This is a genomic window from Streptomyces graminofaciens (assembly GCF_030294945.1).
Lineage (GTDB): Bacteria > Actinomycetota > Actinomycetes > Streptomycetales > Streptomycetaceae > Streptomyces > Streptomyces graminofaciens.
The window spans coordinates 5201584-5227373 of the sequence record NZ_AP018448.1; the positions used below are offsets into that span (position 1 = coordinate 5201584).

The 25790-nt window shown below is 69.8% G+C and carries 22 protein-coding genes; 14 read left to right on the forward strand and 8 right to left on the reverse strand.

The features are described 5' to 3' along the window. Positions 1-138 precede the first annotated feature (138 nt). Positions 139-1155, reverse strand: a complete 1017-nt coding sequence (locus SGFS_RS22120) for a 4-hydroxy-3-methylbut-2-enyl diphosphate reductase (protein ID WP_286252711.1) — start codon at positions 1153-1155, stop codon at positions 139-141. Positions 1156-1333: 178 nt separating this feature from the next. Here SGFS_RS22120 and xseA point away from each other — a divergent pair, with 178 nt between their 5' ends. The 3 genes from xseA (at position 1334) to SGFS_RS22135 (ending at position 3631) form a co-directional block, all read left to right on the forward strand. Then, the gene (gene xseA, locus SGFS_RS22125) at positions 1334-2596 is read left to right on the forward strand and encodes an exodeoxyribonuclease VII large subunit (RefSeq protein ID WP_286252714.1); all 1263 of its coding nucleotides are present in this window, start codon (positions 1334-1336) and stop codon (positions 2594-2596) included. 10 nt (positions 2597-2606) lie between these two features. Next, complete coding sequence (locus SGFS_RS22130; RefSeq protein WP_286252715.1) at positions 2607-2891, forward strand: exodeoxyribonuclease VII small subunit; 285 nt, start codon at positions 2607-2609, stop codon at positions 2889-2891. Between the two features lie 149 nt (positions 2892-3040). After that, a complete protein-coding gene (locus SGFS_RS22135) occupies positions 3041-3631 on the forward strand; it encodes a malonic semialdehyde reductase (protein ID WP_286252716.1) in 591 nt (196 codons plus the stop codon). 76 nt (positions 3632-3707) lie between these two features. On the opposite strand, the gene SGFS_RS22140 is transcribed toward SGFS_RS22135, so the two are convergent. Next, positions 3708-4226 carry a DUF4245 domain-containing protein gene (locus SGFS_RS22140; RefSeq protein WP_286252717.1) on the reverse strand — a complete coding sequence of 173 codons (519 nt, stop codon included), beginning with the start codon at positions 4224-4226 and terminating at the stop codon, positions 3708-3710. A 125-nt stretch (positions 4227-4351) separates the two neighbouring features. On the opposite strand from SGFS_RS22140, the gene glpX reads away from it, so the two are divergent. Further along, a complete protein-coding gene (glpX, locus tag SGFS_RS22145) occupies positions 4352-5386 on the forward strand; it encodes a class II fructose-bisphosphatase (RefSeq protein WP_286252718.1) in 1035 nt (344 codons plus the stop codon). A 181-nt stretch (positions 5387-5567) separates the two neighbouring features. Here glpX and SGFS_RS22150 read toward each other — a convergent pair whose 3' ends face one another. Together SGFS_RS22150 and SGFS_RS22155 are read right to left on the reverse strand one after the other, a co-directional pair. Continuing rightward, positions 5568-5945: a WhiB family transcriptional regulator gene (locus SGFS_RS22150; RefSeq protein WP_286252719.1), complete on the reverse strand. Its 378-nt coding sequence runs from the start codon at positions 5943-5945 to the stop codon at positions 5568-5570. A gap of 173 nt (positions 5946-6118) precedes the next feature. Beyond that, a complete protein-coding gene (locus tag SGFS_RS22155; protein WP_286252720.1) occupies positions 6119-6856 on the reverse strand; it encodes a DUF1707 SHOCT-like domain-containing protein in 738 nt (245 codons plus the stop codon). Positions 6857-7058: 202 nt separating this feature from the next. Between SGFS_RS22155 and SGFS_RS22160 the strand changes: the two genes are divergently transcribed. After that, complete coding sequence (locus SGFS_RS22160) at positions 7059-8726, forward strand: fumarate hydratase (RefSeq protein WP_286252722.1); 1668 nt, start codon at positions 7059-7061, stop codon at positions 8724-8726. Positions 8727-9038: 312 nt separating this feature from the next. Here the strand turns inward: SGFS_RS22160 and SGFS_RS22165 are convergent, their stop codons facing one another. Continuing rightward, the gene (locus SGFS_RS22165) at positions 9039-9809 is read right to left on the reverse strand and encodes a hypothetical protein (RefSeq protein ID WP_286252724.1); all 771 of its coding nucleotides are present in this window, start codon (positions 9807-9809) and stop codon (positions 9039-9041) included. 180 nt (positions 9810-9989) lie between these two features. Between SGFS_RS22165 and SGFS_RS22170 the strand changes: the two genes are divergently transcribed. From SGFS_RS22170 to SGFS_RS22180, 3 genes are all read left to right on the forward strand, one after another. Continuing rightward, a complete protein-coding gene (locus SGFS_RS22170) occupies positions 9990-11375 on the forward strand; it encodes a class II fumarate hydratase (protein WP_286252725.1) in 1386 nt (461 codons plus the stop codon). Positions 11376-11500: 125 nt separating this feature from the next. Continuing rightward, positions 11501-12193: a cytidylyl-2-hydroxypropylphosphonate hydrolase gene (gene fomD, locus SGFS_RS22175; protein ID WP_286252727.1), complete on the forward strand. Its 693-nt coding sequence runs from the start codon at positions 11501-11503 to the stop codon at positions 12191-12193. A 346-nt stretch (positions 12194-12539) separates the two neighbouring features. Further along, entirely contained in the window at positions 12540-14690 is a 2151-nt protein-coding gene (locus tag SGFS_RS22180) for an ATP-binding SpoIIE family protein phosphatase (protein ID WP_286252728.1), read from the forward strand. A 195-nt stretch (positions 14691-14885) separates the two neighbouring features. Here SGFS_RS22180 and SGFS_RS22185 read toward each other — a convergent pair whose 3' ends face one another. Then, positions 14886-17267, reverse strand: a complete 2382-nt coding sequence (locus SGFS_RS22185; RefSeq protein ID WP_286252730.1) for a transglycosylase domain-containing protein — start codon at positions 17265-17267, stop codon at positions 14886-14888. 437 nt (positions 17268-17704) lie between these two features. Between SGFS_RS22185 and SGFS_RS22190 the strand changes: the two genes are divergently transcribed. Genes SGFS_RS22190 through SGFS_RS22200 form a run of 3 tightly spaced genes read left to right on the forward strand, consistent with a single transcriptional unit; the run spans position 17705 to position 21272 of the window. Beyond that, on the forward strand, positions 17705-18229 hold the full coding sequence (locus tag SGFS_RS22190) for a PadR family transcriptional regulator (RefSeq protein WP_286252732.1): 525 nt from the start codon (positions 17705-17707) through the stop codon (positions 18227-18229). Further along, entirely contained in the window at positions 18226-18912 is a 687-nt protein-coding gene (locus SGFS_RS22195) for an ABC transporter ATP-binding protein (protein ID WP_286252734.1), read from the forward strand. Before SGFS_RS22190 ends, SGFS_RS22195 begins: the two co-directional genes overlap by 4 nt. Then, positions 18909-21272 (forward strand): ABC transporter permease, encoded by a 2364-nt coding sequence (locus tag SGFS_RS22200; RefSeq protein WP_286252735.1) that lies wholly within the window; start codon positions 18909-18911, stop codon positions 21270-21272. Before SGFS_RS22195 ends, SGFS_RS22200 begins: the two co-directional genes overlap by 4 nt. A gap of 12 nt (positions 21273-21284) precedes the next feature. On the opposite strand, the gene SGFS_RS22205 is transcribed toward SGFS_RS22200, so the two are convergent. Beyond that, positions 21285-21407, reverse strand: coding sequence for a hypothetical protein (locus SGFS_RS22205; protein WP_286252736.1), 123 nt, complete (start codon positions 21405-21407; stop codon positions 21285-21287). A 93-nt stretch (positions 21408-21500) separates the two neighbouring features. Here SGFS_RS22205 and SGFS_RS22210 point away from each other — a divergent pair, with 93 nt between their 5' ends. Both SGFS_RS22210 and SGFS_RS22215 read left to right on the forward strand, forming a co-directional pair. Beyond that, positions 21501-22037 (forward strand): alkyl hydroperoxide reductase, encoded by a 537-nt coding sequence (locus SGFS_RS22210; RefSeq protein ID WP_286260008.1) that lies wholly within the window; start codon positions 21501-21503, stop codon positions 22035-22037. Between the two features lie 141 nt (positions 22038-22178). Further along, positions 22179-22955, forward strand: coding sequence for a class I SAM-dependent methyltransferase (locus SGFS_RS22215; protein WP_286252738.1), 777 nt, complete (start codon positions 22179-22181; stop codon positions 22953-22955). 4 nt (positions 22956-22959) lie between these two features. On the opposite strand, the gene SGFS_RS22220 is transcribed toward SGFS_RS22215, so the two are convergent. Beyond that, positions 22960-24120 carry a winged helix DNA-binding domain-containing protein gene (locus SGFS_RS22220; protein WP_286252740.1) on the reverse strand — a complete coding sequence of 387 codons (1161 nt, stop codon included), beginning with the start codon at positions 24118-24120 and terminating at the stop codon, positions 22960-22962. A gap of 743 nt (positions 24121-24863) precedes the next feature. Here SGFS_RS22220 and SGFS_RS22225 point away from each other — a divergent pair. Then, entirely contained in the window at positions 24864-25637 is a 774-nt protein-coding gene (locus tag SGFS_RS22225) for an isoprenyl transferase (protein ID WP_286252743.1), read from the forward strand. Positions 25638-25790: the final 153 nt, after the last annotated feature.

The following is a 25790-nucleotide window of genomic DNA, read 5'->3' on the forward strand; positions in this document are numbered from 1 at the left end:
GGGAGGTGGACGGCCGGGGCACGGCCCGCGCATCCTCGCCACCTCGGAACATCTTCCGAACATCTTCGGACGCGTACGGCCCCGGAACCTTCACGTTCCGGGGCCGTAGGGACGAGCCAGGGGTCGGCCGGGGCCGGCTCAGGCCTCGGCGGTCTTGCCGGTGCGCTCCGCGACGAGGGTGGCGGCCTCCGCGCGCAGGTCGCGGCGCAGCTCCTTCGGGAGGGAGAAGGTGATGGACTCCTCGGCCGCCTTGACCAGCTCGACATCGCCGTAGCCGCGCTGGGAGAGCCACTCCAGGACCTCCTCGACGAGGACCTCCGGGACCGAGGCGCCCGAGGTGACGCCGACCGTCGTGACGCCCTCCAGCCAGGTCTCGTCGATCTCGTCGGCGAAGTCCACGAGGTAGGCCTCGCGGGAGCCGGCGAGCTTGGCGACCTCGACGAGCCGGACCGAGTTGGAGGAGTTGCGGGAGCCGACCACGATGACCAGTTCCGCCTCTGCGCCCATCTGCTTCACGGCGAGCTGGCGGTTCTGCGTGGCGTAGCAGATGTCGTCGCTCGGCGGGGAGACGAGCAGCGGGAACTTCTCCTTGAGCGCGCCGACCGTCTCCATCGTCTCGTCGACGGAGAGCGTGGTCTGCGACAGCCAGACGATCTTCGACGGGTCGCGGACCTCGACCTTGGCGACGTCCTCGGGGCCGTCGACCAGCTGGATGTGGTCCGGCGCCTCACCGGAGGTGCCGATGACCTCTTCGTGTCCCTCGTGGCCGATCAGGAGGATGTCGAAGTCCTCCTTGGCGTACCGGATCGCTTCCTTGTGGACCTTGGTGACCAGCGGGCAGGTCGCGTCGATGGTGGCGAGCTTGCCGCGCGCCGCCTCGTCGTGGACGGTCGGGGCCACGCCGTGCGCCGAGAACATGACGATGTTCCCTTCGGGAACCTCCTCCGTCTGCTCGACGAAGACGGCGCCCTTCTTCTCCAGGGTCTGCACGACGTACTTGTTGTGGACGATCTCGTGGCGGACGTAGATGGGGGCCCCGTACTGCTCCAGGGCCTTCTCGACGGCGATCACGGCACGGTCGACACCCGCGCAGTAGCCGCGCGGGGCGGCGAGGAGGACACGGCGGCGGCCAGGCGAAGCGGTCATGTCTTCCATCGTAGGGGTTTCCCCGGGCCGGCCCCGCCCGGGGAAAGCGCGGAAAGAGTTCGGCGGGATGCGGTGGTGTGGCGGGTGCGGGTGGTGGGAGCAGCCACGAACCACCCGCACCCGCCCGACAACCCCCGGCCCCGAGCTCTTGGGCGGCACTGTCGGCGCCCCCCGTTACGCTCACCGCATGGCTCTCAACACGTCCGCTGACGCCCCGCTGCCCGTCGGTGAGGTGTCGCGGCTCATCGGGGGATGGATCGACCGGCTCGGCGCGGTGTGGGTCGAGGGGCAGATCACCCAGTTGTCGCGGCGCCCGGGCGCGGGGGTCGTGTTCCTGACGTTGCGCGACCCGTCGCACGACATCTCGCTGAGCGTCACCTGCTACCGACAGGTGTTCGACGCGGTGGCCGACGTGGTGAGCGAGGGCGCCCGTGTCGTCGTCCACGCGAAGCCGGAGTGGTACGCGCCCAGGGGGCAGTTGTCGCTGCGGGCGGCGGAGATAAGGCCCGTCGGGGTCGGGGAACTGCTCGCGCGGCTGGAGCAGTTGAAGAAGTCGCTGGCGGCGGAGGGGTTGTTCGCGGCCGAGCGGAAGAAGTCGCTGCCCTTTCTGCCGCAGCTCATCGGACTTGTGTGCGGCCGGGCCTCGGCGGCCGAGCGGGACGTGCTGGAGAACGCCCGGCACCGCTGGCCTGCCGTCCGCTTCGAGGTGCGCAACGTTCCCGTACAGGGCGTGCACGCGGTGGCGCAGGTCGTGCAGGCGGTGAAGGAGCTGGACGCGCTCGACGCCGTGGACGTGATCATCGTGGCGCGCGGCGGCGGCAGCGTGGAGGACCTGTTGCCGTTCTCCGACGAGCAGCTCGTACGGACGGTGGCGGCCTGTCGTACGCCGGTCGTGTCGGCCATCGGGCACGAGCCGGACACCCCGCTGCTGGACTATGTGGCGGACCTGCGCGCGTCCACGCCCACCGACGCGGCCAAGAAGGTCGTGCCGGACGTGGGCGAGGAGTACGAGCGGGTGCGCTGGCTGCGGGACCGGGCGCGGCGGTGCGTCGAGGCGCTCGTGGAGCGCGAGGAGCGGGGGCTGGCCCATGCGCTGGCCCGCCCGGTGATACAGGATCCGCACCGCGTGATCGACGAGCGCGCCGACCACGTGGCCTCGCTCCTCGACCGCGGGCGCCGCTGTCTCGGTCATCTGCTGGACCGCGCCGACTCGGAGCTGTCGCACACCCACGCGCGCGTGGTGGCCCTCTCCCCCGCCGCGACCCTCAAGCGGGGGTACGCGGTGCTGCAGAAGGCCGACGGGCATGTGGTCCGCGCCCCTGGGGAGGTCTCGGCGGAGGAGCCGTTGCGGGCCCGGGTGGCCGAGGGCGAGTTCGCCGTCCGGGTCGACGGGACGGCGACGACCGAGGGGGCTTCCGGGATCGACGGGACTGTCAGAGGGGACGCATAGGGTGGGCGGCATGACCAGCAAGGTGAGCGAGTCCGGCGCGGTGACCGGGGGCGGCGGGCCGTCCGAGGCGGCCCGGGCGCTCGGGTACGAGCAGGCGCGTGACGAACTGATCGAGGTCGTCCGGCGCCTGGAGGCGGGCGGTACGACCCTGGAGGAGTCCCTCGCCCTCTGGGAGCGCGGCGAGGAGCTCGCGAAGGTGTGCCGCCGCTGGCTGGACGGCGCCCGGGCCCGGCTGGACGCGGCGCTGGCGGAGGAGGAAGAGGAGGGGGCCGCCTCCGGCGACGGCGGCGAGTGAGAAGGCGGCCGTGCTCACACCGGCGGCCGCAAAAGCCAGCCCCTGACCATGTGAAGCGGATCACTCAACCCCGCATTTGATTGAACCTTGAACTTCCCTTGCGTACTGTCGTGAGACGTAAAGTCGCACGTCTCACGAAGGTTGCCTCCATGTCCCTCGTTCTTGACTCCGCCGCCCAGGACCTGCTGTTCCGCGAGGCCCACACCGCGAACACGTTCACCGACGAGCCGGTGACCGAGGAGCAGGTGCAGGCGATCTACGACCTGGTCAAGTACGGCCCCACCGCCTTCAACCAGACCCCGCTGCGCATCATCCTGGTCCGCTCCGCCGAGGCCCGTGAGCGCCTGGTGCCGCACATGGCCGAGGGCAACCAGGCCAAGACGGCCACCGCCCCGCTGGTCGCGATCCTCTCCGCGGACAACGAGTTCCACGAGGAGCTGCCGGCCCTGTTCCCCGCGTTCCCGCAGGCCAAGGACCTCTTCTTCGCCGAGCGCCCGGCCCGTGAGTCCGCCGCCGGTCTGAACGCCGCCCTGCAGGCCGCGTACTTCATCATCGGCGTCCGGGCCGCCGGCCTCGCCGCAGGCCCGATGACCGGCTTCGATCGCGCCGGTGTCCAGAAGGAGTTCCTGGACGCCGACCACACCCCGCTGATGGTCGTCAACATCGGCAAGCCGGGCGAGGGCGCCTCCTACCCGCGCTCCCCGCGCCTGGAGTTCGACCAGGTCATCACGACGGTCTGAGCACCACCACCGGACACGACGAAGGGCCCCCGGCAGTCGCGCCGGGGGCCCTTCGCGTTTCCGCTCGCTCTTCCGCTCACCGCGTCTTCAGCGCCTCGGCCATCTTCGTCAGCTGCGCGAACGACGCCGAGCCGGCGACCACGGTCGTGGCGCCCTCCTGCTCCAGGACCAGCGCGTCGTACCGCTCGCCCTTGTAGCGCGTCCAGGTCTCGCCGCCGATCTCCGCGGTGACCTCGGTCTTCTCGGCGTCCTGCGTGGCGTCCGGGATGAACCGGGACGGCTTCTCAGCGGACTGCTCGACCGCCACGTACGCCCCGTCGGGGTCGTGGAACCCGAGGTGCCAGTGGTCGGACTCGTCGCCCCGGAAGCGGACGGAGGTCGCCTTCCAGGTGTTCGGCAGTCCCTCGGGTGCCGCAACCGGATAGGAGGCCGCGCGGCGCGCCGTCAGCAGTTCGACTCGGTAGTCGACACGCTTGAGCTCCGGCTCGGTCTCGTCATGAGGGATGAAGAGATAGATGACCCACGCCGCCAGCACGATGAGCCCCAGGGAGAGGACCATGTCGCGAACGCTCTGCTTGCCTTTCGTACCTGCCACGCCCTCATCGTCGCAGGTGCACCGGTCCGCTCATCCGTGGGGTCCCCTGCTCATTTTGTCGGACTGACGATAGAGTCGGCCCGAACCCTCATCCGGCCGTCGTCGTATCAGAAAGGTGCGCTCCGATGACCGAGAATCATCATTTGCCGTCCGAACTCGAGGTTCCTTCCGAGGCCCCCGACCGCAACCTCGCCCTGGAACTGGTCCGCGTCACCGAGGCCGCCGCGATGGCCGCGGGCCGCTGGGTCGGCCGCGGGGACAAGAACGGTGCCGACGGCGCCGCCGTACGCGCCATGCGCACCCTCGTCTCCACCGTCTCGATGAACGGCGTCGTCGTCATCGGTGAGGGCGAGAAGGACGAGGCCCCGATGCTCTTCAACGGCGAGCGCGTCGGTGACGGGACCGGCCCGGAGTGCGACATCGCCGTGGACCCGATCGACGGAACGACGCTGACGGCGAAGGGCATGACGAACGCGATCGCCGTTCTCGCGGCCGCCGACCGGGGCACGATGTTCGACCCGTCGGCGGTTTTCTATATGGACAAGCTGGTCACCGGCCCGGAGGCCGCCGACTTCGTCGACATCGACGCGCCGGTGTCCGTGAACATCAGGCGGGTCGCCAAGGCCAAGCGGTCCACGCCCGAGGACGTCACGGTCGTCATCCTCGACCGGCCGCGCCACGAAGGCATCATCAAGGAGATCCGGGAGACCGGCGCGCGCATCAAGCTGATCTCCGACGGCGATGTCGCGGGCTCGATCCTGGCGCTGCGCGAGGGCACGGGTGTCGACATGCTCCTCGGCATCGGCGGTACGCCCGAGGGCATCATCTCGGCCTGTGCGGTGAAGTGCCTCGGCGGCACGATCCAGGGCAAGTTGTGGCCGAAGGACGACGAGGAGCGGCAGCGGGCGGTCGACGCGGGGCACGATCTCGACCGTGTGCTGACGACCGACGACCTGGTGTCCGGGGAGAACGTGTTCTTCGTCGCCACGGGGATCACCGACGGTGAGTTGCTTCGTGGGGTGCGGTACCGGTCGGAGACCGCGACCACGGACTCGATCGTGATGCGATCGAAGTCGGGGACGGTCCGGCGGATCGACTCGGTGCATCGACTGAGCAAGCTCCGTGCTTACAGCTCCATCGATTTCGAGAAAGCCAAGTAAGTGCGCTGAGGGGAGGGGGACCGCGGGTCGTTCGTCGACTGCGGGTTCGTCGTGGCTTGTCTCGGCCACGCGGCGGAGCCGCGAATGTCACAGCACCGCGCCCCTGGAGCAGAACCCCGACCGGCACCAGGAAAGGCGCCCTCTTGTGCGGAGAGGGCGCCTTTCGTGCGCTTGGTGGCGGCTAGCCCGCCGCCGCTATCGAACCCGTCGCCCTCGCGGCCTTCTTCAGTTCCATGTCGCGGCGGCGCCTGCGGGCCAGCACCACTCGGCGTTCCGCTGCGGTCAGGCCGCCCCAGACGCCGTACGGCTCGGGTTGCAGGAGTGCGTGTTCGCGGCACTCGACCATGACGGGACAGCGGGCGCACACGCGCTTGGCGGCCTCCTCGCGGGAGAGCCGGGCCGCGGTGGGCTCCTTGGAGGGGGCGAAGAAGAGGCCTGCCTCGTCACGCCGGCACACGGCCTCCGTATGCCACGGGGCGTCCTGATCCCTGTCGCGTACTGGTACCACCTGAGGCGGTACGGCAGCGACCTGCAGGGACGAATGCGGCGGATGCAGCACGGTCTACTCCTGACGACGGCTTCGCGAGCGAGAGACGATGCAGCAAGGCCTACCCGCTGTGCGCGGGCCTATGCACTGAGTCCCGAACCGCTGGAATTCGGGGCCTCGGCGAGCGATCGCAACCGGACCGAATCCCTTCGAGCGGTGCTCGGACACGATCGAATTCACAAGCGTCAACGCTCCAGGTGTTTGCGCAAACTGTCGTCGACCTTGCGTGCCACCCGGTCGGTGACACGGTCGAAGAGATCGGCGATCACCTTGCCCCGCTTGGGCCGCGCCTCGATGCTGCCGAGCACGGCCAGTCCGTCGACATAGACCACGGGCGCATCGGGCTCGGTCGAGTCGAGCATGTCGACCGCGAAGTCGCCGAGGACTCCGCCGCCGCTGCCGCGCAGCGAGACGTTCTCCGGGACGCGGATCTCCACGCTGCCGAAGACCGCGTACGCGCGGATCATCACCTGGCGGTGCTCGAACAGGGCCTCGCTGAGGTCTATCTCGACGCTGCCGAATATCGCGAACGCGTGGATACGGCGGCCCGTCCGCCAACGCCCCTTGCGCACCGAGGCGCTGAAGACGGCCACCAGGCGGTCGTCCGGGTCGACGGGGATGGCGCCGGGGCTCGGGCGGTTGGGCACGGCGGAGGAGGGAACGGAGGCGTACGCCGTCGTCGCTCGGCGGGTGTCGCCGTGGGCGGCCGGCAGATCCCGCACGAACACGTCCAGTTCGCCCACGGTCTTGGCGGCCAGCACCCCCTCGACCCGCTCGGCGTGCTCCTCCGGAGTGAGGCGGCCCTCGGCGAGGGCGTCGCGCAGGAGGTCGGCGATCCGGTCGCGGTCGGCGTCGGAGGCGCGCAGCTCGGTCGATGCCACCGGTCGTGGCGATGCCTGGGCAGGGCTCTTCTGAAGGTCCACGACAGCAGAGTACCCACTCGCGATACATCGCGACCAGACCTGAACGACACCTGTGGAAAACCCGCGTCGGGGCCGGCGCATCCCCGTCCCGGGCGCCAACTGAGCCTTACCTCACAACACCGGTGTCCGATGCAGGTTCTACGCTGGTGGGCGCTGCCCACGGAGGCCAGCCGTGCTGTCTGTCGAGTGAGGAATGGGCGACATGCCTGAGTTCGAGTACACCGATCTGCTCCCCATGGGAGAGGACACCACCCCGTACCGGCTGGTGACCTCCGAGGGTGTCTCCACCTTCGAGGCCGACGGGCGGACGTTCCTCAAGGTGGAGCCCGAGGCACTGCGCAAGCTCGCCGCCGAGGCCATCCACGACATCCAGCACTATCTGCGCCCGGCCCACCTGGCTCAGCTGCGCCGGATCATCGACGACCCCGAGGCGTCGAGCAACGACAAGTTCGTGGCGCTCGACCTGCTGAAGAACGCGAACATCGCGGCGGCGGGCGTGCTGCCGATGTGCCAGGACACCGGTACGGCGATCGTGATGGGCAAGCGCGGGCAGAACGTCCTCACCGAAGGCGGGGACGAGAAGGCCCTCTCGAAGGGCATCTACGACGCGTACACCAAGCTGAACCTGCGCTACTCGCAGATGGCTCCGCTCACCATGTGGGAGGAGAAGAACACCGGCTCGAACCTCCCGGCGCAGATCGAGCTGTACGCGACGGACGGTGGCGCGTACAAGTTCCTGTTCATGGCCAAGGGTGGCGGGTCGGCGAACAAGTCGTTCCTGTACCAGGAGACGAAGGCCGTCCTGAACGAGGCCTCCATGATGAAGTTCCTGGAGGCGAAGATCCGTTCGCTGGGTACGGCCGCCTGTCCGCCGTACCACCTCGCGATCGTGGTCGGCGGCACGAGCGCCGAGTACGCCCTGAAGACCGCGAAGTACGCCTCCGCGCACTACCTGGACGAGATCCCGGCGGAGGGTTCGCCGCTCGGGCACGGGTTCCGGGACAAGGAGCTGGAGGAGAAGGTCTTCGAGCTGACGCAGAAGATCGGGATCGGGGCGCAGTTCGGCGGCAAGTACTTCTGCCATGACGTGCGGGTGGTGCGACTGCCTCGGCACGGCGCCTCGTGTCCTGTCGCCATCGCCGTGTCCTGCTCCGCCGACCGGCAGGCCGTCGCGAAGATCACCGCCGAGGGTGTGTTCCTGGAGCAGCTGGAGACGGACCCGGCGCGGTTCCTGCCGGAGACGACGGACGAGCACCTGGACGAGTCGTCGGACGTGGTCCGGATCGACCTCAACCAGCCGATGGACGACATCCTCGCCGAGCTGACCAAGTACCCGGTGAAGACGCGGCTTTCGCTCTCCGGTCCGCTGGTCGTGGCCCGTGACATCGCGCACGCCAAGATCAAGGAGCGGCTGGACGCGGGTGAGGAGATGCCGCAGTACCTGAAGGACCACCCGGTGTACTACGCGGGGCCGGCGAAGACGCCCGAGGGGTACGCGTCGGGGTCCTTCGGTCCCACGACCGCCGGGCGCATGGACTCCTACGTGGAGCAGTTCCAGGCGGCGGGCGGGTCCAAGGTGATGCTGGCGAAGGGGAACCGGTCGCAGCAGGTCACGGACGCGTGCGGGGCGCACGGTGGGTTCTACCTGGGGTCCATCGGTGGGCCTGCGGCCCGGCTCGCCCAGGACTGCATCAAGAAGGTCGAGGTCGTCGAGTACGAGGAGCTCGGCATGGAGGCCGTCTGGAAGATCGAGGTCGAGGACTTCCCGGCGTTCGTCGTCGTCGACGACAAGGGCAACGACTTCTTCAAGGACCCGGCGCCGGCGCCTACGTTCACGTCGATTCCGGTGCGGGGGCCGGGGCTGGTGTAGTCGGGGCGGGTCGGATCGAGTTTGATCCGATCGGGGTTTGATCGGGTCGGGTCGGGTCGGGTCGGTTTGGTTCGGGGCGGCTGGGGAGAGTTTTCGCCCCCGCCGCCCCTACCCGTCCCATCCCCCAGGGGCTCCGCCCCTTCGACCCCGGGCCGCTCCTGGGGACTGCGCCCCCAGACCCCCGCCATCGGCCTGAACGGCCTCGTCCTCAAACGCCGGACGGGCTGAGTGGTCCGTACAGGTTGAGTGGTCCGTACGCGCTGGGTGGTCCGGACAGGCTGTGTGGTCCGGACGGGCTGAGTGCGCGAACCCTTACGCCAGCTTGTTGATCTGGGCGTCCACGAGTTCCGTCGGGAAGTCGAAGTCCTTGCCCGTGGCGGCCGACGCGAAGTTGACGGCCGTGAAGTAGCCCAGCGTGCTGCCCTTGCGGAAGACGACGACCTTCATCGGGATCTTCGCGCCCTCGGCCTCACTGAGGAAGTCGATGGCGAGGGCCTCGTCCGCGCCCTTGGGGGCGGTGGCCGTGCTGACCTTGGTGACTTCCTGGGCCGTGCCCTGCATGGTGACCTTGAAGCCGTCGGCGCAGGCCTTGGCGGAGGCGCCGATCGCCTTCATCGCGGACTGGGCGGCCGCGCTGTCGTAGGCGGACAGGCGGAGCAGGACCTTGGTCACGTCCAGGCCGGAGGTGAGCGCTTCCTCGGCGTCGCCGCCCTTCGCGGCCTCGGCGGGGTCGACCTTGCTGGCCGTCTCGCGCTGCACGGTCGCGGACGGCTTGTCCACCACCGTGCCGCCCATGGCGTACGCCACCGGCGCGCACTCGTCGTTGTCCGCCTCGACGTCCTTCTGCTCGATCGTGGCGGTGGGCTCGGTGACCTTGTGGCCCTTGACGTCACCGTCCTTCAGCACAGCCTTTTCGAGGTCCGCGGCGGACAGCGTCGACGTCTCGCTCCCGGCCGCGGCGTCGGACTTGCCCTTGCCCGAGTCGGTGTCGCCGCTGCCCGAGTCCGAGCAGGCGGTGAGCAGGGTCAGCGACAGGGCCGCGACACCGGCGAGGCAGGACCGACGTATGACAGCTCTTCTCAATGCACGTTCTTTCTTCGAAAGTCGTTCGGCCGGAAACACGCCCGGCGTTCGACCGACAACACGTCGGGGTGACGCTACTGCACGGCGGCGACAACGGCTCGCGATATCCCTCGTCCCTGCCCCTCCCCCATACGGAGCAAGGCCGGGAACATCCCCGTCCGCGGTGACGCTGTACCGGTCATGAGCGAGTACCGCGTCGAACACGACTCCATGGGTGAGGTCCGAGTCCCGGCGGACGCCAAGTGGCGGGCCCAGACCCAGCGTGCGGTCGAGAACTTCCCCGTTTCCGGCCACCGGATCGAACGGGCGCACATCGAGGCGCTGGCCCGGATCAAGGGGGCCGCCGCCAAGGTGAACGCCGAGTTGGGGGTGCTCGACAAGGACGTCGCCGAGGCCATTCAGGAGGCTGCGCGGGAAGTCGCCGAGGGGCGGTGGGACGAGCACTTCCCGGTCGACGTGTTCCAGACCGGGTCCGGGACCTCGTCGAACATGAACACCAACGAGGTGCTCGCCACCCTCGCGAGCGAGCGGCTCGGGCGGGATGTGCATCCGAACGACCACGTCAACGCCTCGCAGTCGTCGAACGACGTCTTCCCCTCGTCGATCCATATCGCCGCCACCGCCGCCGTGACCCACGAGCTGATTCCCGCCCTGGACCACCTCGCGGCCGCGCTCGCGCGCAAGGCGCATGAGTTCGAGGACGTGGTGAAGTCCGGGCGTACGCATCTGATGGACGCCACGCCCGTCACGCTCGGGCAGGAGTTCGGGGGGTACGCCGCCCAGGTGCGGTACGGCGTGGAGAGGCTCCGGGCCTCACTGCCCCGGCTGGCCGAACTCCCCCTGGGCGGTACGGCCGTGGGGACCGGGATCAACACCCCGCCCGGGTTCTCCGCCGCCGTCATCGCCGAGGTCGCGCGGGCCACCGGGCTGCCGCTCACCGAGGCGCGCGACCACTTCGAGGCGCAGGGCGCGCGGGACGGGATCGTCGAGACAAGCGGGCAGCTCAGGACCGTCGCCGTCGGTCTGACGAAGATCGCCAACGATCTGCGGTGGATGGCCTCCGGACCGCGCACCGGGCTCGCCGAGATCTCCCTGCCGGACCTCCAGCCAGGGTCGTCGATCATGCCCGGCAAGGTCAACCCCGTCATCCCCGAGGCGGTTCTCATGGTGGCCGCGCAGGTCATCGGGAACGACGTCACCGTGACCACCGCGGGCGCTTCCGGGAACTTCGAGCTCAATGTGATGCTGCCGGTCATCGGCAAGAACGTCCTGGAGTCGATCCGGCTGCTCGCCAATGTCTCGCGGCTGCTCGCCGACCGGACCGTCGACGGGATCGTCGCGCACCGGGAACGGGCGCGTGAGTACGCCGAGTCGTCGCCGTCCGTGGTCACGCCGCTCAACAAGTACATCGGCTACGAGGAGGCCGCGAAGGTCGCCAAGAAGGCGCTGGCCGAGCGGAAGACCATCCGCCAAGTCGTGCTGGAGGGCGGGTACGTGGAGCGGGGTGACCTGACGGTGGAACAGCTCGATGAGGCACTCGATGTCCTGCGGATGACGCGGCCGTGACCGCGCGATAACCGCGCTGAACAATTCCCTGGTCACAGATGACACTTCGGTAACCGATTCCCGCCATGGCGTGAACCGTGACCGGGGCCGCAGCGTCGTATGCCCGTGGCACCTAATATCTGTGCATGGCAGACGACGGAGCGGTGAGACGAGTGGAAGCGGGCCGGTCGGCGCAGTTCTGGACCCCCGGGAGTCAGATCCTGTGGCGGTACCGTGAGAATTCCGGCGAGCACGTCCACATCGCGCGTCCCGTCACCGTCGTACGGGACGACGAGGAACTGCTGGCCGTGTGGCTGGCGCCCGGCACCGAGTGCGTCAAACCCGTGCTGGCGGACGGCACGTCGCCGCACTCCGAGCCGCTGGCCACGCGCTACACCAAGCCCAGGTCCGTACGGCGCGACCGGTGGTTCGGGACCGGTGTGCTGAAGCTGGCCCGGCCGGGTGAGCCGTGGTCGGTGTGGCTGTTCTGGGAGCCGGGCTGGCAGTTCAAGAACTGGTACGTCAACCTGGAGTCGCCGCTGGCCCGTTGGGACGGCGGTGTGGACTCCGAGGACCACTTCCTGGACATCTGTGTCTACCCCGACCGCAGCTGGGACTGGCGCGACGAGGACGAGTTCGCGCAGGCCCAGCAGGACGGGCTGATGGACGGTCAAGTGGCCGAGGCGGTAAGGGAAGCGGGGCGATCAGCGGTGGAGGTGATCCGGGCCTGGGGCCCGCCGTTCTCGGACGGCTGGCAGCACTGGCGGCCGGATCCGGCCTGGTCCGTGCCGTCCTTGCCGGACGACTGGGACCGTACCCCCGCGCACTTGTCCTCGTGAGACCCTTGATGTGCCCCCGGGCAAGAACCGTAGGATCGTCCTCCGCAAGGGCGCACAGGGGCAACTCCCGCAGTTCGCGCAGCGCTTGACCATAAGTCACCGAGGGGCGGCAGGACGTGATCAAGGAGTTCGACGACTACACCGGTACGAGTCGCAGAAGACCGATCGGTCGAACAGCACTGTCGTTCGACGGGTCGGCCGGTACCGTGTGTGGCACAGGAACTACCTCTGACCACGCGGGAATTCCGTTCCTGGGGCACCTAATCCGGGTATCGGGCTTTCTGCGGAACGAAGTATCGGGTTTGCTGCGGGACGAACTGCGTGGACGACGCGCAGCCCCGGACGGATGGATTCGACACGCGTGACGGAGCACCCCACCTCCCACGAGCGCCCTCAGAGCGGCGCCGGCCCCGCGGATCCCCGCGGGGCGCTCCTGCGTACCCAGGAGCCGCTGCGAGCCGGGCCCGCCGCGGCCTTACCCGCACAGGCACGCATGGGTGACGCACAGGCCCGTACGGGCGACACGGCTGCCCGCCCGGGCGACGCCTCGGCCGAGCAGGACACCTCGGACCCGTGCGTCAAGGACGGCGAGTCTCCCTCGGAGCACTCGCAGCCCGCGCTCTCCGAGCACTCCCAGCCGGCGGCCACCGAGCCCGACCCGCACCGTCCGCGCCCCGCGCCGGAGGCCATCCCGGCGCAGCCGGGCGGCGAGCCGGAGCGGCCGGTCGGCACGCTCGGCGCTCTCGAACGGCGTTCCGGCCAGGGTGTGGCGCCCGGTGCGCCCATGCCCATGCGGCGCGACGGCGACCGGCTGCGCTTCGTGGGCGCCGCGACCCGGCGGATCGCCCGGGGCATCGACCTGGACGAGATCGTCATGGGTCTGTGCCGGGCAACCGTGCCGACGTTCTCGGACGCGATCCTCGTGTATCTGCGCGAGCCGCTGCCGGTCGGCGACGAGCGCCCCACCGGGCCCATGGTGCTGCGGCTGCGCCGCACCGACCGGGTCCTGGAGGAGCGGGACACCGAGGGCGGCTTCATGCCCGCGTTCCAGCCGGAGCCCGCGGACCTCGCGGTGGTCACCGCCGAGATCTGCGAGGTACGCCCGGGCGGCGCGCTCGCCGAGGTGCTGCGCGGCGTACGGCCGGTCTTCGCCGACGCGCCCGCCGCGCACGACGCCCTGCCGGAGCTGCTCGGGCCGGAGTCCGAGCTGACGGTGCCGCCCGGTCAGCGCGCGATCCTCGCGCCGCTGCGGGGCCGGCGCCGGGTGATCGGCGCGGCGCTCTTCCTGCGCCGACCGGAGCGGATGGCGTTCGAGCAGGACGATCTGCTGGTCGCCGCCCAGCTCGCCACGCACAGCGCGCTCGGCATCGACAAGGCCGTGCTGTACGGCCGCGAGGCGTACATCGCGGACGAGTTGCAGCGCACGATGCTGCCCGAGGCCCTGCCGCGCTGCACGGGCGTACGGCTCGCGCACCGGTATCTGCCGGCCGCCGAGACCGCGCGTGTCGGCGGTGACTGGTACGACGCGATTCCCCTGCCGGGGAGCCGGGTCGCGCTGGTCGTGGGTGATGTCATGGGCCATTCGATGACGTCGGCCGCGATCATGGGCCAGTTGCGGACGACCGCGCAGACGCTGGCGGGGCTGGATCTGCCGCCGCAGGAGGTGCTGCATCACCTCGACGAGCAGGCGCAGCGCCTCGGCACGGATCGGATGGCGACGTGTCTGTACGCCGTCTACGACCCGGTATCGCATCGGATCACCATCGCCAACGCCGGGCATCCGCCGCCGGTGCTGCTGCATCTGGGCGGGCGCGCCGAGGTGCTGCGGGTGCCGCCGGGGGCGCCGATCGGTGTGGGCGGCGTGGACTTCGAGGCCGTCGAGCTGGACGCGCCGGCCGGAGGCACGCTGCTGCTCTACACCGACGGGCTCGTCGAGTCCCGGCTGCGGGACGTGTGGACCGGGATAGAGCAACTGCGCGAGAAGCTCGCCGCGACCGCCCAGTTGACCGGGCCGGATCATCCGCCGCCGCTGGAGGCGCTCTGCGACGAGGTGCTCGACATGCTCGGCCCGGGGGACCGGGACGACGACATCGCGCTGCTCGCCGCGCGGTTCGATGGGATCGCTCCCAGCGATGTCGCCTACTGGTTCCTGGAACCGGAGGAGATGGCTCCGGGGCGGGCTCGGCGATTGGCGCGGCACGCTTTGTCCCGCTGGGGCCTTGAGGAACTGAGCGACTCCGTCGAGCTGCTCATCAGTGAGGTCGTGACGAACGCGGTGCGGTATGCGACGCGGCCGGTGACGTTGCGGTTGCTGCGGACCGATGTGCTGCGGTGCGAGGTGACGGACGACGTGCCTCAGCTGCCTCGGCTTCGGCAGGCCCGGGCGACGGATGAGGGTGGGCGGGGGCTCTATCTCGTCAACAAGTTGGCGAAGCGGTGGGGGGCTACTCGGTTGAGTGCCGGGAAGGTTGTCTGGTTTGAACTGAATCAGGCGTGAGCGCTCCGCTGGGGGCGGCCGGGTTGGCGCCATAGGGGGTCACCGTGGTTCGTTGGCTGCGGACTGTCTGTGGCTGGTCGCGCCCACGCGGCGGAGCCGCACATCGACCAAGCCCCACGCCCCTAAAAGCCAGAAAGAGCAGCAACACGAAGGGCGCCCGGTGTCCACCGGGCGCCCTTCGTCCTTCTCTGCCTGCTAACCCGCCTGTGGGTCGTTCGGGTCGTCCGGTAGATCGATGTCGCCGTCCGTCGGGGTTTCCTCCGGGGTGGTCTCCGGGGTCTCCTCCGGGGTCGTCTCCGGGTCGGTCGGGGTGTTCTTCGGGGTCGTCGGCGGGGTTGTCGTCGGTTCCTCGGTGGTGGGCGTCTCCGACGGTGTTTCCGACGGCGTCTCGGTGGGCGTGGGCGAGTCAGTGGGCTCCACGGCCGCGCCCTGCTCGGTGTTCAGGTCGAACTTGGTGACCTCGCCCATCACACCGAAGGTGTACGTCGCCCAGATCTGGGCGGGGAAGCCACCGCCGTTGATCCGGGGGACTCCGACGGCGTTGTACATCGAGACGTGCTTGCCGTTCTTGCTCATGTCCTCGCCGAAGAGGCCGACGGAGGTCACGAGTTTCGGCGTGTAGCCGGTGAACCAGGCGGAACGGTTCTCGTCGGAGGTACCCGTCTTGCCGGCGACCTGCTGGCCGTCGCGGGCCGGGTTGTCGCGGACGGAGGTCTTGGCCGTACCGTCGTCGACCACGCCGGTCAGGACCGAGGTGACCGTGTCGGCGGCGTTCTCGCTGATGACCTGCTCGCCGATCGGGTCGGGGAACTCGACCGCGCCGTCCCGGTGCTTGGCCGAGGCGATGATGGTCGGGGTGACCTTCTTGCCGTGGTTGTCGAGGGTGGCGTAGATCCCGGCCATCTCCAGCGGGCTCGCGCCCATGGAGCCGAGGGTCTGCGCGGGCACCGCCTGCATGTCCTCGGTGTCCATGCCGAGCTTGCCGGCGACCTCCATGACCTTCTCCATGCCCACGTCGACGCCCATCTGCGCGAAGACGGAGTTGATGGACTTGTTCATGGCGGTCTGCACGGTGACGTCGCCGTAGTCGACGTTGTCCTCGTTCGGCGGGTTGAAGCCCACGGGCGTGCCGTCGTCCATGACCTTGTGGCGGCTGTCGCCGTCATAGATCGTGTTCGCGGCGATCGGGTCGCCGTCCTGCGTCTCTGCGCCCTCGTCGACGGCTGCGGCGAGGATGACCGGCTTGAACGTGGAGGCGGGCTGGTAGTCCCGCCGGGTGGCGTTGTTCGAATAGTGCTTGAAGTAGTCGACGCCGCCGTACATGGCGACGACCTTGCCGGTCTTCGGATCGACCGAGACGGCGCCGGCCTGGATGTAGGCGTCGACCTTGCGCTTCTTCTTGTCTAGCTTGCTGGTGAGGCGTTCCTTGACGGCCTTCTCCAGCTTGGTCTGCTTGTTCTTGTTGATGTTCAGCGTGATGGTCCAGCCGCCCTGCCGGATCTTCGCCAGGGCGGTGTCCACGTCGGACACCGACCCGTCGGAGACGAGCTGCCTGGCCAGCTGGTTGTTGGCGGCGTCGACCAGGTAACCGGTCTGGCCCTCCATGCCGGGCGCGCCCTGGGGCTGCTTCGGGATGGGGAACTTCAGGTCGTCGCGCTCGCCCTTGGGGAGCCAGCCCTTCTCGACCATGTTGTCGAGGACGTAGTTCCAGCGCGCCTTGACGAGCTTCCGGCTGGTCTTGGAGGCGACGGCCCAGTCGTACTGGCTGGGGGCCTGCAGCAGCGCGGCGAGATAGGCGCCCTGCGCGACATCGAGCTTCTTGGCGTCGACGCGGTAGTAGGCCTGGGCTGCGGCCTGGATGCCCCAGGCGCTGCGGCCGTAGAAGCTGGTGTTGATGTAGCCCGCGAGGATGTCGTCCTTGGTGTACTCGCGTTCCACCTTCAGCGAGATCACCAGCTCCTGGAGCTTGCGGGTGACCGTCTGGTCCTGCGTGAGGTAGTAGTTCTTGACGTACTGCTGGGTGATCGTCGAGCCGCCCTGCTTGCCCTTGCCGGACAGGGTGTTGAGCAGACCTCGGGTCATGCCCTTCAGGTCGACGCCGTTGTCCTCGTAGAAGCTCTTGTTCTCGGCGGCGATGAAGGTCCGCTGGACGCGCTTGGGGACGACCGCGAGGTCGACGATCTCGCGGTTGGTCGTGCCGGTGCGGGCGAGGGTCTTGCCGTTGCTGTACTTGTAGATGTTGGACTGCTCCTGCGCCGCGGCGTTCCCCTTGGGAATGCCGATCATCAGATACAGCACGATGAAGGCGCCCATGCCGAGCAGGCAGAAGCCGAAGAACGCGCCGAGGATCTTCTTCCAGGTGAACATCCGGCGTATGAAGCTCTTCTTCGTCGCGCCGCCCTTGGCCGTGCCGCCCTTCGCGGCGACCCTGGCGGCGGCGCGGCCGCCTCCGGTCGAGCCGCCGGACGCCTCCGTCGGAGTCGCCGTGGCCGTTGCCGTCCCGCCTCCGGACGAGCGCTTGGGCGCCGCGCGGCGACCACCGCGCTGGCGCGCTCGTCTCTCTTCCGCTCGTCCCATGGCTCGGTCCGCTCCGCCTCTGTAGATCCGCTGTTCGATCTTCTTATACGTCCGCCGGTCGGCCTTCTGCCGGGTCCGCCGCGGTTTCGCTTCTCCGGCGTCCCGCCGTACACGACCCGGGTCGGTCGTCGGTCAGCTCAGCAAGCTAACACCGAGCGCTGTGCCGAAGAACCGCCGGTCCGCCCTGTGGCGGCGTGACAATCCGCACGCCGTGCGCCGTCAACCGGCGTCCTACGCCGCGTCAACCCGCACGTCGTCCCACCGGAACCGACGTTCCAGACAGCCCGATGGTTGCCTCACCCGACCCGTCAAACACCGACCCGCGCAGTGACGGAACCGTGACATTCGCTTCTGACCTGCGGCGCGGCCACCTCCGGCCGCCTCCTATACACAGCGGGTATACGTGGCGTGTATACCCGCTGTGTACAGTGCTCGGCATGTCCATCGGTCACACACTCCTCGGGCTCCTGGAGTCCGGGCCCCGGCACGGTTACGACCTGAAGCGGGCCTTCGACGAGAAGTTCGGTCAGGACCGGCCCCTGCACTACGGCCAGGTCTACTCCACGATGTCGCGGCTGCTGAAGAACGGCCTCGTCGAGGTCGAAGGCATCGAGCCCGGCGACGGCCCCGAACGCAAGCGGTACGCGATCACCGAGGCCGGCATCACGGACGTCCAGCGATGGCTCGCGACGCCGGAGAAGCCCGAGCCGTATCTGCAGTCGACCCTCTACACGAAGGTCGTCCTCGCTCTGCTGACCCACCGCGACGCGGCCGACATCCTCGACACCCAACGCTCCGAGCACCTGCGCATGATGCGCATCCTCACCGACCGCAAGCGCAAGGGCGACCTCGCCGACCAGCTGATCTGCGACCACGCCCTGTTCCATCTGGAGGCCGACCTGCGATGGCTGGACCTGACCGCCGCCCGACTGGCCAAACTGGCAGAGGCGGTGACGCGATGACCCCCGCGGGTTCCCTGCTCGTCGCGACCGATCTGCGCAAGACGTACGGTCCCACCTCCGCGCTGGACGGCGCCGAGTTCTCCATCCACCCCGGCGAGGTCGTCGCCGTGATGGGCCCCTCCGGCTCAGGCAAATCGACCCTGCTGCACTGCCTCGCCGGGATAGTCACGCCCGACTCGGGCTCGATCCTCTACAACGGCCGCGAGATGGCCGGCATGAGCGACACCGAGCGCAGTGCCCTCAGGCGCAGCGAGTTCGGGTTCGTGTTCCAGTTCGGCCAGCTCGTGCCCGAACTGACCTGTGTCGAGAACGTGGCCCTGCCGCTGCGGCTCAACGGCGTCGCCCGCAAGGAGGCCGAGCGCACCGCCCTCGGCTGGATGCGGCGCCTGGAGGTCGACGACCTCGCCGGCAAGCGGCCCGGTGAGGTCTCCGGCGGCCAGGGGCAGCGGGTCGCCGTGTCCCGGGCACTGGTCACCAGCCCGCGCGTGCTCTTCGCGGACGAGCCGACCGGCGCACTCGACTCCCTCAACGGCGAACGCGTGATGGAACTCCTCACCGAAGCGGCCCGCTCCACCAACGCCGCCGTCGTCCTGGTCACCCACGAGGCACGCGTCGCCGCCTACTCGGACCGCGAGATCGTCGTACGGGACGGCAAGTCACGGGACATGGAGCGCGCCGTATGAGCGCTCCCTCGGTCACGCAGTGGTACCGGGACCTGCTGATGGGCGCCAGATTCGCCTTCACCGGGGGGCGGGAGGGGTGGGTGCGGGCCGTGCTCACCGCCGTCGGGGTGGGGCTCGGGGTGGCGATGCTGCTGCTCACCGCGGCGATACCGAACGTCCTGGCCACGCGGGACGACCGCGAGGACGCCCGGGACGACATCGGCCTCAACTATCACGAGGAGAACGTCGGCAGGAAGGCCTCCGACAAGACCGTGGTCGTCGCCAACACCGACACGAATTACCACGACAAGGCCGTTCGCGGGCGGCTCATGGAGGCCGAGGGACCGCGGGCGCCACGGCCCCCGGGGGTGGCGAAGCTCCCCGCGCCGGGAGAGATGGTCGTCTCCCCCGCGCTGCAAGAACTGCTGACGTCGGACGAGGGGAAGCTGCTGAAGGAGCGGCTGCCGTACCGCGTCATCGGGACCATCGGCGAGCCCGGGCTGATCGGCTCGCAGGAACTCGCCTACATCGCGGGCGCCGACGGACTCGCGGCACGGATCGACGGCACGCTCGTGGGCCGCATCGACCACTTCGGCGCGGGGACGACGGACCAGTCCGACGGGGAGGAGCTGGACCCCGTCCTGATGCTGCTCATCCTGGTCGTCCTCGTGGTGCTGCTGATGCCGGTCGCCGTCTTCGTCGCCGCGGCCGTACGGTTCGGCGGCGAGCGGCGCGACCGGCGGCTCGCGGCGCTGCGGCTGGTCGGCGCCGACGGCCGGATGACCCGCCGGATCGCGGCCGGCGAGGCTCTCGCGGGGGCCATTCTGGGGCTGGTGTTCGGCACCGTGTTCTTCCTGATCGGCCGGGAGATCGCCGGCTCGATCGAGCTGTTCGACATCAGCGTGTTCCCGAGCTATCTGAACCCCTCCCCCGTGCTCGCCGGGGTGATCGCCGCCGCGGTCCCGGCGTCCGCCGTTCTCGTCACCCTGTTCGCGTTGCGCGGGGTCGTCATCGAGCCCCTCGGCGTGGTCCGCGCGGCCAAGCCGGCGCGGCGCAGGCTCTGGTGGCGGCTGCTGCTGCCGCTCGCCGGCGTCGGCCTGCTCTACCCGATGATGGGCCAGGGCTCGGAGGGCGGGAGGTTCAACGAGTACATGGTCGTCGGCGGTGTCGTCCTGCTGCTCTTCGGTGTCACCGCTCTGCTGCCGTGGGCCGTCGAGGCGTTCGTCGCCCGCCTGGGCGCCGGCTCCGTGTCCTGGCAGCTGGCCGTCCGCAGGCTCCAGCTGAGCAGCGGCACGGCGGCCCGCATGGTCAACGGCATCGCGGTGGCGGTGGCCGGCGCGATCGCCCTGCAGATGCTGTTCGCCGCGTCCGACGCCCAGTACACGGAGCCGACCGGCCAGAACGTCAAGCGGGCGCAGATGCAGGTCAGCGTGCCCCCGGGCACCGACGTCACGCCCATGGCGAAGAAGCTCCAGGAGTCCAAGGGCGTACGGAAGGCCGTGGCGATCTCCGTCGGCTGGGTCGGCGACCGGGCCAGGGAGCCCGAGGTCAGCAGCGAGGTGGCCGTCGGCGACTGCGCGTCCCTGCGCGAGATCGCCAAGCTCCCCTCCTGCCATGAGGGCGACGTCTTCGTGAACCAGTTCGTGGAGTACGACAGGGACCAGTTCAAGCTCGGCAAGTCCGGCCGCACGATCTTCTTCGAGCCGTCCTACGACGGCTCCCCGCGCAGCGCCGAGATCAAGTGGACCCTGCCGGGCGAGGTGAAGAAGGCCTACGAGCACAAGGACTCGCTGCGGCAGTACACCAGCGGTCTGCTGGCCACCCCCTCCGCGCTGCCCGCCGGGGCCGCGAAGACCCTCCAGGGCAGCGTCTACCTCCGGATCGACAAGTCGGTGCCGCACGTGAGCGACGAGGTGCGGAACACGGCCGCCGAGGCGGACCGGCTCTCGTGGGTCAGCGTCTGGACGGCGACGGAGCGGACGGAGGAGTTCGGCGCGATTCGCGTCGGGCTGTTCGTGGGCGCCTCCTGTGTGCTGCTCCTCATCGGTGCGAGCCTGCTGATCTCCCAGCTGGAACAGTTGCGCGAGCGGAAGAAGCTGTTGTCGGCCCTGGTCGCCTTCGGCACCCGGCGCCGCACGCTGACCCTGTCCGTGCTCTGGCAGACGGCGATCCCGATCGCCCTGGGCCTGGTCCTCGCCACCACGGTCGGCCTGGTCCTGGGCACGGTCCTGCTGAAGATGACGGACATCCCCGTGACCGTGGACTGGGCGCGGGTCCTCGGGATGACGGGCATCGGCGCGGGCGTGGTCCTGCTGGTGACGGCGCTCAGCCTGCCGCCACTGCTGCGCCTGATGCGGCCGGAGGGGCTGCGGACCGAGTAGGAGGGGACTCGGTCACACCACCCGAACCGGCAACGGCCGCAGCGCTTCCGTGAGCGCTGCGGCCAGTTCCGTGTACTCCCCGCCCCGCGCCGCCCCCGCCCGTACGATCGCGGAGCCGTGGGCGAGAACCCTCACCTGTGACCACACCTCTCAACCGAACAACTGACAGCCGTCTTCGATCAAGATGGCCAAGCATCACGATCTTGCTGATCAATGAAAGTGAACGACATGTCGCTGGACGCGTTGAAGTCCGCCCTCCCGGACTACGCCCAAGACCTTCGCCGCAATCTGAGCGCGGTGATCGACGACTCCGAACTGTCGGCGCAACAGCTGTGGGGCACGGTCCTGGTGACGGCGATCGCGGCGCGCTCACCGATCGTGCTGCGCGCGCTGGCGCCGCAGGCGAAGGCGCAGCTGTCGCCCGAGGCGTACTCGGCGGCGAAGTCCGCGGCCTCGGTGATGGCGCTGAACAACGTCTTCTTCCGCACGCGGCACCTGTTGTCGGACCACGAGTACGGCGGCCTGCGGACCGGGCTGCGGATGAACGTCCTCGGCGACCCCGGCGTCGACAAGGTCGACTTCGAGCTGTGGTCGCTCGCCGTCTCCGCGATCAACGCGTGCGGCTTGTGTCTCGACTCCCACGAGCAGGCGCTGCGCAGGGCGGGCGTCGACCGCCGGACCGTCCAGGAGGCCTTCAGGATCGCGGCCGTGATCCAGGCGGTCGGGGTCACGCTGGAGGCGGAGGCGGTCCTTGAGGACGAGTAGGGCGGTTCGTCGGCGGCGGGTGGGTGGGGGCTGGTCGCGCGGTTCCCCGCGCCCCTTGAAGGCACAGGCCCTCAGGCCCCTCGTCCCCGCAGCGGAAAACAAGTCGCGCCCCCGAGGCCGCCCTTGGAAAGATCCACCCCCATGACCACCGGACCCCGCGCCTTCGAAGACCTCGTCGCCGAAGCCGTCGCCGCCCCCACCGACGGCTGGGACTTCTCCTGGTTCGAGGGCCGTGCCACCGAGGAGCGGCCTTCCTGGGGGTACGCCCGCTCGATGGGTGATCGGCTGGCGCGCGTGTCGGCCTCGCTCGACATCCAGACCGGCGGCGGCGAGGTCCTCGCCTCCGCCCCACGGCTGCCGCCGCTCGCCGTGGCCACCGAGGGCTGGCCCCCGAACGTCGCCAAGGCCACCGCCCTGCTCCACCCTCGCGGCGCGGTCGTCGTCGCCGCCCCGCAGGACGCGCCGCTCCCCTTCGCGGACGGGGCGTTCGATCTCGTCACCAGCCGCCACCCGGTCACCGCGCACTGGGCGGAGATCGCCCGCGTGCTCCGCCCCGGCGGCACGTACTTCGCCCAGCACGTCGGTCCGAGGAGTGTCTACGAACTCGTCGAGCACCTTCTCGGCCCGCAGGAGGAGGCGGCGAGCAGTGCGCGGCATCCGGACCGCGAGCGCGCCGGCGCCGAGGACGCGGGGCTGGAAATCGTCGATCTGCGCGCCGCACGACTGCGTATGGAGTTCTTCGACATCGGTGCCGTCGTCCATTTCCTGCGCAAGGTGATCTGGATGGTCCCGGGCTTCACCGCCGAGGCCTACCTCCCCCAGCTGCGTTCCCTGCACGAGCGGATCGAGGCCGAGGGCCCATTCGTGGCCCACAGCACCCGCCACCTCTTCGAGGCCCGTAAGCCCGCGGCCGGTTGACCTCTCACGCGTGGGGTCCGACCGCAACCTTTCCGATCGCCAACTCGGCCCGGGCCTCCATGACTTCACCGACTCGCGCCGCCCGCTCGCCCAGCTCGCGCTCCTGCCGCGCGGTCAGCCGCCCCAGCGGTTCCACCGTGACGGTCGTCCGCCGCCCCCGCCGCCGCTGGTGCCAGACGCCGGCCACGACACCGTCGACGAGCAGCACGGGGTAGTTGCCCGCCTGCCCACGCGCCAGGGCCCGCTCGTAGGCGGCCCCGGGGAACAGCCGCTCGCGGGGCTGCGCGGCGATGCCGTACGCGTCGAAGTAGGGCAGCAGCCGCACACCCCGTACGGCCGACTCCGGTGACTCGGGGAAGTCGGTGTCGCCCGCCTCCACCCAGGCGCGCTCCCCCTCGAAGGCGACCTCCTCGATCTCCCCCGCCCCGGCCAGTTCCGCGAACAGCCCGTCGGCCCAGCCGCCCGGCGCCGCCGTCCACTTGGCGAAGTGCCGGGCGTCGGCGGGACCGTACGCGCGCAAGTAGCGCCGTACGAGCGTGGCGAGGGCCTCGTCCGGCGTCAGGGGAACGAAGTCCGGCGGGCGGGTGTATGTCGCCCTGCGGGCCCGGTCGGGGCCGAAGCAGAGGGCGCCCGACTGGCCCGCCCGGTGCATCACCTGCCGCCAGCGCGGCCACAGGTCCTGGAAGGCGGGCATGACGAGGTCGCCGGCCCAGGGGCCGGTGCGGGCGACGACCTCCTCGTTCAGCTCGTCGAGGGTGAGCGTGGCCCCGTCGAGCGCGTCGCCGATGGCGGCAACGACCTCGTCCGCCTGCGCGTCGGTGAGCCGGACGTCGGGGGCGAAGGGGCTCGCGCCCGACGGGATCGCGGTCAGCGCGGCGGTCCAGAAGGGCAGCTCGGCGGCGGGCAGCAGATGGACGGTGCCACGCGGCCCGTACGTCTTCACCAGGGTCCGCTCCTCCCACAGCGCGGCCCGTACGTCCGCCCGCGTCGCGCTCCCGGTCCGCACCCCAAGCGACAGCTCGGCCGCCGACAGCACCTGCGCGTGCGCGCCGAGCAGCGCGCCGGCCACCTCGGCGACCGGTGTCCCCGCCGGTGCGGGGCCGGTCAGAAACTGCCGCCGCAGCCGCCGAGCGCTTGCCTGTTCCCATGTGACAGTCACGGTCATGGGGCCGACGTTAGAGAGGAAAGAGGCCGGGTCCTGTCCTCATTGGAGCCTCCGTCCGGGGTTTCCACATCGTTACCGGCCGCGGCTTGGCTTCTCACCGCACCCTCACGTAGGTTCAGACCAAGGTAATTCGCGTGAGCAAAGCTGCGCGGGCGGCACCGCGCAGTGGAGGGGGCTGCGCGGTGCCGAAAAGCCGAACCACCGCGTCAAGCGAGCGTTCCACGCGGGCTTCACCCGTGCGGGGGTGCCTGACCCCACACCCCGGGCAGTCGCACAGGAAAGCGCGGACCCCCTGCTTCCGCTCGAATTCCCCGCACTCTCCTTTGAATCCGCTGTGAATCAGCCATGATCCCCCTCTATACAGACGCTGAATGAGCGCTTCCACAACTACCGTGACGCGGTCGCACGGCTCCGGAGAGTAATTGTCGGACGCCAATGCACGCAGCATCACTCACGAAGGGTTATGGTGGAAACCCCCCCTCGGGCCGGTCCGTCTCCCCCCCACGGACCGGCCCGTTTTTTGTCCGCACGACCAGGGGGGCCCGCAGCGCCCCTCAAGGGGAGCGGGGCTGTGACATGTGCGGCTCCGCCGCGTGGGCGCGACAAGCCCCCACGAACCCGCGGCAGATCCACAACCCGCGACCCCCGACTCCCCCAAACCCCGCCCCGCCAAAGGGGCCCCGGGCACCGGTAGGCTTCGGCCCCCAAAGGGACCGTCATCGCATGGAGGGGCTGACATTCAAGTGAACCTGCGCGACAAACTGCGCGGCCTGCTGGTCAGGGTCTACGCACGCAGGGTCGAGGGTCGCCTCGACCACGCCCAGGTGCCCAAGCACATCGGCGTCATCATGGACGGCAACCGTCGCTGGGCGAAGGCGGCGGGCTCCACCACCGCGCAGGGACACCGGGCCGGGGCCGACAAGATCGAGGAGTTCCTCGGCTGGTGCACCGAGACGGACGTCAAGGTCGTCACCCTCTGGCTCTTCTCCACGGACAACTTCGACCGGCCGCAGGAGGAACTGGTCCCGCTCTTCGGGATCATCGAGGACGTCGTACGCTCCCTCGTCGCCGACGGCCGCTGGCGGGTGCACCACGTGGGCGCCATCGACCTGCTGCCCGGTCAGATGCAGACCACCCTGAAGGAGGCCGAGGCGGCCACCGTCGACATCGACGGAATACTGGTCAACGTCGCCATCGGCTACGGCGGCCGCCAGGAGATCGCCGACGCCGTACGGTCGATGGTGCAGGACGCGCAGGAGAAGGGCACCTCGATGGAGGAGCTCGCCGAGAACGTCTCCGTCGACCTGATCGGCAGCCACCTCTACACCGGCGACCAGCCCGACCCGGACCTCGTGATCCGCACCAGCGGCGAGCAGCGGCTGTCCGGCTTCATGCTCTGGCAGACCGCCCATTCGGAGTACTACTTCTGCGACGTGTTCTGGCCGGCCTTCCGCAAGGTCGACTTCCTGCGCGCCCTGCGCGACTACGCGGTACGGCACCGCCGCTACGGAGGCTGACACCTGCCATCGGGACGCAAGTAACGAGGAGTTCACCGGGGCGCCGTCGTACGGCATGGCATGGCGGCGCATGTTCGAGGGCATAAGCCAGTCAGGTCGACACCCGAACCACGGGTGTCGGATCTCAGCGGGCGGCTCGGGGCCGTCCGCCCG